Source organism: Rugamonas violacea (genome assembly GCF_016461825.1).
In the GTDB taxonomy this organism is placed as follows: Bacteria; Pseudomonadota; Gammaproteobacteria; order Burkholderiales; family Burkholderiaceae_D; genus Rugamonas.
In genome coordinates, this window is sequence record NZ_JAEMNU010000028.1 from 40,201 (window position 1) to 46,972 (window position 6,772).

The 6,772-nt window shown below is 67.5% G+C and carries 6 protein-coding genes; 4 read left to right on the plus strand and 2 right to left on the minus strand.

Annotation, left to right across the window (positions count from 1 at the left end; genetic code table 11):
• Nucleotides 1-91: 91 nt before the first annotated feature.
• Together H7U20_RS05485 and dapA are read right to left on the minus strand one after the other, a co-directional pair.
• Nucleotides 92-655 (minus strand): hypothetical protein, encoded by a 564-nt coding sequence (locus tag H7U20_RS05485; protein ID WP_199518600.1) that lies wholly within the window; start codon nt 653-655, stop codon nt 92-94.
• A complete protein-coding gene (gene dapA / locus H7U20_RS05490; protein WP_199518601.1) occupies nt 652-1,608 on the minus strand; it encodes a 4-hydroxy-tetrahydrodipicolinate synthase in 957 nt (318 codons plus the stop codon). The genes H7U20_RS05485 and dapA overlap by 4 nt, the downstream gene beginning before the upstream one ends.
• Before the next feature lie 331 nt (nt 1,609-1,939).
• On the opposite strand from dapA, the gene kdpF reads away from it, so the two are divergent.
• The 4 genes from kdpF (at nt 1,940) to kdpC (ending at nt 6,639) form a co-directional block, all read left to right on the plus strand.
• Nucleotides 1,940-2,029 (plus strand): K(+)-transporting ATPase subunit F, encoded by a 90-nt coding sequence (kdpF, locus tag H7U20_RS05495; RefSeq protein WP_099418569.1) that lies wholly within the window; start codon nt 1,940-1,942, stop codon nt 2,027-2,029.
• Complete coding sequence (gene kdpA, locus H7U20_RS05500; RefSeq protein ID WP_199518602.1) at nt 2,029-3,834, plus strand: potassium-transporting ATPase subunit KdpA; 1,806 nt, start codon at nt 2,029-2,031, stop codon at nt 3,832-3,834. The genes kdpF and kdpA overlap by 1 nt, the downstream gene beginning before the upstream one ends.
• A 92-nt stretch (nt 3,835-3,926) precedes the next feature.
• The gene (kdpB, locus tag H7U20_RS05505) at nt 3,927-6,011 is read left to right on the plus strand and encodes a potassium-transporting ATPase subunit KdpB (RefSeq protein WP_199518603.1); all 2,085 of its coding nucleotides are present in this window, start codon (nt 3,927-3,929) and stop codon (nt 6,009-6,011) included.
• Between the two features lie 43 nt (nt 6,012-6,054).
• Complete coding sequence (gene kdpC, locus H7U20_RS05510; RefSeq protein ID WP_199518614.1) at nt 6,055-6,639, plus strand: potassium-transporting ATPase subunit KdpC; 585 nt, start codon at nt 6,055-6,057, stop codon at nt 6,637-6,639.
• Nucleotides 6,640-6,772 lie beyond the last annotated feature (133 nt).

The following is a 6,772-nucleotide window of genomic DNA, read 5'->3' on the forward strand; positions in this document are numbered from 1 at the left end:
CGGCAAAGAGCCGGGGTCAGACCCCCGCGGGGTCTGACCCCAGGGGGACGCCCTTGGGTTCCTATGCGGCCCCGGGCGCGCGTGGGTAGCTTCAATGTGCCTGCAGCGCGGGCTGGAAGACTTGCCGGTATAGATGCCGTACCTCGCTCGCGCACAAGGCGTTCTCACACTTGAAATCGTCCAGCTCCAGCGTGCTATGGCGGGTGCGGTAGGCGCCGCCGGCGCCCAGCACCAGCGTGTCGACCAGCCGCGCCGAGGCGATCTGCGCGACGAACACCAACACGCAGCCGACTTCGTGCGGCGTCAGCGCCTGCGCCGTGTGGCCGATCGCCACCAGTACCTGGGCCTGCGGATTGGCCTCCTGCGCGTGCCGCACCCGCGCCAGCAGCGCGCCGTGGTCGTGCGTTTCCAGCTCGGCCGGCTGGATCAGTACGACGATCACGCCGGCGGCGGCCAACACCGCCTCGCCGTCGACGTTGCCGGCGGTGTCGATCACCACGTCGTCATAGGACTGGCGCAGGTCTGCCTGGGCCGGACCGTGTTGGCGCGACAGCAGCAGCACCTTGCTGCCGGCCGAGGCGCGCAGCAGCGCCAGTTGTTCTGCCAGGTCGGAGGCGGCGGGATCGTCCGACATGCCGGTGAGCGCGACGATCACATGGCCCCCACGGCGGCCACCCGCGGCAGGCGGAAGGACTCGGGCGGATAGCCGGGCAGCGCCATCAGCGCGTCGACGGCGCAGGCCAGGCCGGCGCGGCCGGCCGCGCTGGCCGGCGTCAGCGGCAGGCGCAGCTCGTCGCGCAGCAGGCCCTGGCGCGCCAGCACGGCCTTCAAGGGGGCCGGGTTCGGTTCGGCGTGCAGCAGGCGGATCAGCGGCAGCAGGCGGCGGAACAGGGCGCGCGCGGCGTCCAGGCGCTGGGCGCGGACCAGCTCGTACAACTGCACGTACAGGTCGGGGCGGATGTGCGCCGCCGCCGAGATGGCGCCGTGGCCGCCGGCGCACAGGGCGCCGAACAGCAGGGCGTCGTCGCCGCATAGCACGGCCAGCGGGGTCTGCTCGACCAGGTCGCTCATTTGTTGCAGGTTGCCGCCGGCCTCCTTGATGGCGGCGAACTGGGGCCGCTCGGCCAACTGGCGCGCGGTGGCCAGTTCCAACTTGACGCCGGTCCGGGCCGGCACGTTGTAGAGCACGATGCGCTGCCCGGTGGCGTCGGCGATCACTTCGAAGTGGCGGCGCAGGCCTTCCTGCGAGGGCCGCACGTAGCACGGCGTCGAGACCAGATAGCCGGCCAGTTCGAGGTCGTCGAACTGCAGCGCCTTGCTGGCGGCGGCGTAGGTGTCGGCGCCGCTGATGCCCATCAGGACGGGGCAGCGCTTGCCGGCCGCCTCGAGCACGGCGGCCAGCGCCGCGCCCTGTTCGGCCAGGTCGAGTTGGGCCGCCTCGCCGGTGCTGCCGCACACCACCAGGCCGTGCACGCCTTGCTTGATGATGCGGTCGGCCAGCAATTGCAGGCGGTTCAGGTCGATTTCGCCATCGCGCAGCGGCGTGACCAGCGGAACCCAGATGCCATGCAGCGGGGCGCTGCGATGGGAATGACGCGTTTGTGACATACAGTCTTTCAGCTGTTGCGATGGGAAGAGCGTAGACCTTCCGTCGTAAAGAAGTTCTAAATAGTCGGGCCGGGCGCGTAAACGCGGTGTAAATGCGGGCGCCCCTGCGCCCCGGCGCGCGCTGGGGGAAACGATGATTTTTACGGCTTGTTTACACCCCTCCGGCAAGTCTTTACAAAACTTTTAGGCGCTTCTGGCTAAGCTTCCAACTATCAAAACAAGACCTGTGAGGGTGGAAAAAAATGGACATCGTGTTTATCGGTGCAATCGTCGTCTTTACGGCCGTCTGCTGGGCTTTCGCTATCGGCTGCGCCAAGCTGGGGGATCAGGAATGAACACCTTTTATCTGATTGGAGCGCTGGCCTCGGCCGGCTTGCTGGTGTATCTGGTGGTGGCCTTGCTGAAAGCGGAGGATCTGTAATGACTATGCAATCGTTTATGCTGCTGGCGGCATTCCTGGTGGTGCTGCTGGCGCTGTCCTACCCGCTCGGCATTTTGCTGGCCCGCGTCGGCGACGGCACGGCCGTGCCCGGCATGGGCTGGATGGCCAAGCTGGAAAAACTGCTGTACCGCCTGGCCGGCATCGCGCCCGAGCAGGGCATGGGCTGGAAATCCTACGCCATCGCGCTGCTGCTGTTCAACGGCATCGGCGCGCTGGCCGTCTACGCCGTGCAGCGCCTGCAGGCCTGGCTGCCGCTCAATCCGCAGGGCATGGCCAACGTCAGTCCCGATTCGTCGTTCAACACGGCGGTCAGCTTCGTCACCAATACCAACTGGCAGGGGTACGGCGGCGAGCAGACCATGAGCTATCTGAGCCAGATGCTGGTGCTGGCCGGGCAGAATTTCTTCTCGGCGGCGACCGGCATGGCCGTCGCCTACGCGCTGATCCGTGGCTTCTCGTCGCGCTCGGCCAAGTCGATCGGCAACTTCTGGGTCGACATGACCCGGTCGACCCTCTACATCCTGCTGCCGCTGTCGCTGGTGTTCGCCGTGTTCCTGATCGGCCAGGGCGCGATCCAGAACTTCTCCGCCTATAAAGACGTGACCCTGCTCGACCCGGTCACCTACAGCCAGCCGAAGGTCGGCGCCGACGGCCAGCCCTTGAAGGACGCCGCCGGCCAGGTCGTCACCGAAACGCTGACCGCCACCACCCAGACCATCGCCATGGGCCCGGTCGCCTCGCAGGAGGCGATCAAGCTGCTCGGCACCAACGGCGGCGGCTTCTTCAACTCCAACTCGGCCCATCCGTTCGAGAATCCCACGGCGCTGAGCAATTTCTTCCAGATGATCGCCATCTTCATCATCCCGGCCGGCCTGTGCTTCGCCTTCGGCCGCATGGTCGGCGACAAGCGCCAGGGTTGGGCCGTGCTGGCGGCGATGACGGTGCTGTTCGTCGTCGCCACGGTGGCGGCGCTGGGCGCCGAGCAGCAGGCCTTGCCCGCGCTGCAGGCGATGGGCGTCGACCAGAGCGCGACGGCGCTGCAATCGGGCGGCAACATGGAGGGCAAGGAAACCCGCTTCGGCATCGTCGGCACCGGCCTGTTCGCGGCGGTCACCACCTCGGCCTCCTGCGGCGCGGTCAACGCCATGCACGACTCCTTCACCCCGTTGGGCGGCGCCGTGCCGATGCTGCTGATGCAGCTCGGCGAGGTGGTCTTCGGCGGCGTCGGCTCGGGCCTGTACGGCATGCTGATCTTCGCCATCATGACGGTGTTCATCGCCGGCCTGATGATAGGCCGCACGCCGGAATACCTGGGCAAGAAGATCCAGGCGCATGAAATGAAGATGACCTCGATCGCCATCCTGGTCACGCCGACCCTGGTGCTGGCCGGCACCGCCATCGCCGTCATGCTGGCCGACGGCAAGGCCGGCATCCTCAATCCGGGCGCGCACGGCTTCTCCGAGGTGCTGTACGCCTTCAGCTCGGCCGCCAACAACAACGGCAGCGCCTTCGCCGGCCTGTCCGCCAACACGCCGTTCTACAACACCATGCTGGCCATCGCCATGTGGTTCGGCCGCTTCGCCGTGATCGTGCCGGTGCTGGCGATCGCCGGTTCGCTGGCCGGCAAGAAGCGCCTGGAGGCCAACTCCGGCACCATGCCGACGCACGGACCGATGTTCATCGGTCTGCTGATCGGCGTGGTCGCGCTGGTCGGCGTGCTGAACTATGTGCCGGCCGTCGCGCTCGGTCCGGTGGTCGAACACCTCCAGCTGTTCGCCAAGTAAAACCCTTTGACGGGGCGGAGCGCGCCAAGCGCCTCCGCCGCCGCTAAACCCAGGAGCACAAGATGCCAAACGCCCAACCATCTCAGAAAGAGATGACGATTTTTACCAACCCGCCCGCCAAGTCGCTCAAGCTGTTCGACTCGGTGCTGCTGGTCCCGGCGATCATTGAATCGTTCAAAAAACTCAGCCCGCGCACCCAGTTGCGCAGCCCGGTGATGTTCGTCGTCTATGTCGGCAGCATCATCACCACGCTGCTGTACTTCCAGGCGTTGTTCGGCCAGGGCGAGGCCAACCCCGGCTTCATCCTCGCCACCAGCATCTGGTTGTGGTTCACCGTGTTGTTCGCCAACTTCGCCGAGGCGCTGGCCGAGGGCCGCAGCAAGGCCCAGGCGGCCTCGCTGCGCAGTCTGAAGCAGAGCGTGATGGCCAAGAAGCTGGCCAGCCCGCGCCACGGCACCACCTGGCTGCCGGCCACCGCCACCGACCTGCGCAAGGGCCACTACATCCTGGTCGAGGCCGGCGACGTGATCCCCATCGACGGCGAGGTCATCGAGGGCGTCGCCTCGGTCGACGAGAGCGCCATCACCGGCGAGTCCGCGCCGGTGATCCGCGAGTCGGGCGGCGATTTTTCGTCCGTCACCGGCGGCACCCGCGTGCTGTCGGACTGGCTGGTGGTGAAGGTCACCGCCAACCCGGGCGAGACCTTCCTCGACCGCATGATCTCGATGGTCGAAGGCGCCAAGCGCCAGAAGACGCCGAACGAGATCGCCCTGACCATCCTGCTGGTGGCGCTGACCATCGTCTTCCTGATCGTCACCGTGACCTTGCTGCCGTTCTCGCTGTTCTCGGTCGAGGCGGCCAAGGCCGGCACGCCGATCTCCATCACCGTGCTGATCGCGCTGCTGGTCTGCCTGATCCCGACCACCATCGGCGGCCTGCTGTCGGCCATCGGCGTGGCCGGCATGAGCCGCATGATGCAGGCCAACGTGATCGCCACCTCCGGCCGCGCCGTCGAGGCGGCCGGCGACGTCGACGTGCTGCTGCTGGATAAAACCGGCACCATCACCCTGGGCAACCGCCAGGCCGCCGCCTTCTTCGCCGCCCCCGGCGTGAGCGAGCAGCAGCTGGCCGACGTGGCGCAACTGGCCTCGCTGGCCGACGAAACGCCGGAAGGGCGCAGCATCGTGGTGCTGGCCAAGCAGCGCTTCAACATCCGCGAACGCGAGATGGCCGGCCTGAACGCCGTCTTCGTGGCGTTCTCGGCCAACACCCGCATGAGCGGCGTCGACATCGGCGAACGGCACATCCGCAAGGGCGCCGCCGACTCGGTGAAGAAGTATGTCGAGGCGCTGGGCCAGCCGTATCCGAGCGAGGTGGCGCGCGCCGTCGACGACGTGTCGCGTCGCGGCAGCACGCCGCTGGTGGTGGTCGACGACGGCCGCGTGATGGGCGTCGTCGAGCTCAAGGACATCGTCAAGGGCGGCATCAAGGAGCGCTTCGCCGAGCTGCGCCGGATGGGTATCAAAACCGTGATGATCACCGGCGACAACAAGCTGACCGCCGCCGCCATCGCCGCCGAGGCCGGCGTCGACGACTTCCTGGCCGAGGCCACGCCGGAGGACAAGCTCAAGCTGATCCGCAGCTACCAGGCCGAAGGGCGCCTGGTGGCGATGACCGGCGACGGCACCAACGACGCGCCGGCGCTGGCCCAGGCCGACGTCGCCGTGGCGATGAACTCGGGCACCCAGGCCGCCAAGGAGGCCGGCAACATGGTCGACCTGGACTCGAACCCGACCAAGCTGCTCGAGATCGTCGAGATCGGCAAGCAGATGTTGATGACGCGCGGTTCGCTGACCACCTTCTCGATCTCGAACGACATCGCCAAGTACTTCGCCATCATCCCGGCGGCCTTCGTCGGCACCTATCCGAGCCTGAAGGCGCTCGACGTGATGCATTTGTCGAGCCCGAACTCGGCGATCATGTCGGCGGTGATCTTCAACGCGCTGATCATCATGTTCCTGATCCCGCTGGCCTTGAAGGGCGTGCGCTACCGCGCCATCGGCGCCGCCGCCCTGCTGCGCCGAAACATCTGGATCTACGGCGTCGGCGGGCTGATTCTGCCCTTCGTCGGCATCAAGCTGATTGACCTGCTGTTGTCGGCGCTGAACCTCATTTAAACCAGGAGCCACCATGTCTTCCACCCCGCTGTCCGCCACGCCGATCTCTTCCACCATCCGTCCCGCCGTCGTCCTGTTCGGCGCGCTGACCCTGATCTGCGGCGTGCTCTATCCCTTCGCCGTGACCGGCATTGGCGCCGTCGCCTTCCCCGACCAGGTCGGCGGCAGCATCGTCGAAGTGGCCGGCAAGCCGGTCGGCTCCGCGCTGATCGGCCAGTCGTTCTCGTCGCCGCAGTACTTCTGGGGCCGGCCGTCGGCCACCGGACCGATGCCCAACAACGGCGCCGGCTCCGGCGGCTCGAACTTCGGCGCCACCAACCCGGCCCAGATCGAGGCCGTCAAGGGTCGCATCGAGGCGCTGCGCGCCGCCGATCCGGCCAACACGGCGCCGATTCCGGTCGACCTGGTGACGGCCTCGGCCAGCGGTCTCGATCCGGAGATCAGCGTCGCCGCCGCGCAGTACCAGGCCGGCCGCGTCGCCAGCGCCCGTCACCTCGACCCGGCCAAGGTGCGCGGCCTGATCGAGGCCAAGCGCAGCGGCCAGGTGCTGGGCTTCTTCGGCGAGCCGCGCGTCAACGTGCTGGCGCTGAATCTGGCGCTGGACGCGGAAACCGGGCGCACGCGCTAATTCCGGACGCGGTATGATCGCGTTGTGCCGCCTGCAGCGAGGCGCGCGTGCCGGTAAAGCGAGCAAGACCCAAGGGCGGAAATCTGGGGTCGGACCCCTCGGGTCCGACCCCGGCTCTTTGCCCTTGGGTGGT

Excerpts from the sequence above, each read along its gene's own strand:
- dapA (WP_199518601.1), bottom strand. The coding sequence starts at position 1,608 with ATGTCACAAACGCGTCATTCCCATCGCAGCGCCCCGCTGCATGGCATC.
- kdpF (WP_099418569.1), top strand. The coding sequence starts at position 1,940 with ATGAACACCTTTTATCTGATTGGAGCGCTGGCCTCGGCCGGCTTGCTG.
- kdpA (WP_199518602.1), top strand. The coding sequence starts at position 2,029 with ATGACTATGCAATCGTTTATGCTGCTGGCGGCATTCCTGGTGGTGCTG.
- kdpB (WP_199518603.1), top strand. The coding sequence starts at position 3,927 with ATGACGATTTTTACCAACCCGCCCGCCAAGTCGCTCAAGCTGTTCGAC.